The sequence below is a fragment of the Acinetobacter sp. ANC_7511 genome (genome assembly GCF_056779975.1).
Genome location: NZ_JBWYIY010000062.1, coordinates 1 through 319, shown reverse-complemented (window position 1 = coordinate 319; position 319 = coordinate 1). Strand labels below are relative to the sequence as shown.

Sequence of the window (319 nt, the reverse complement as noted above, 5' to 3'; positions counted from 1 at the left end):
ATTGCAATCAGCTACCAAAAAAGTAGCGATGGGCTGCATCTACTCATAGACTCTACAGGCATGAAGTTTCTAGGTGAGGGCGAATGGAAACACAAGAAACATGGACCTGAATATCGTCGCCAATGGCGTAAACTTCATATTGGTATAGATGCTGAAACCCTTCAAATACGCGCCATTCAACTCACTACAAATAATGTGAGTGATTCCAAGTGCTTGGTGATTTACTCGATCAGATTCCACAAGATGAGCAGATTGACTCTGTTTATACCGATGGAGCTTATGACACCAAGCAATGCCGTCAGGTCATTGCAGATCGGCA

The 319-nt window shown here is 43.6% G+C and carries 1 pseudogene; it reads left to right on the top strand.

The features are described 5' to 3' along the window. Positions 1 to 319, top strand: a pseudogene (locus AC1M9L_RS14840) (IS5 family transposase); the annotation flags it as partial.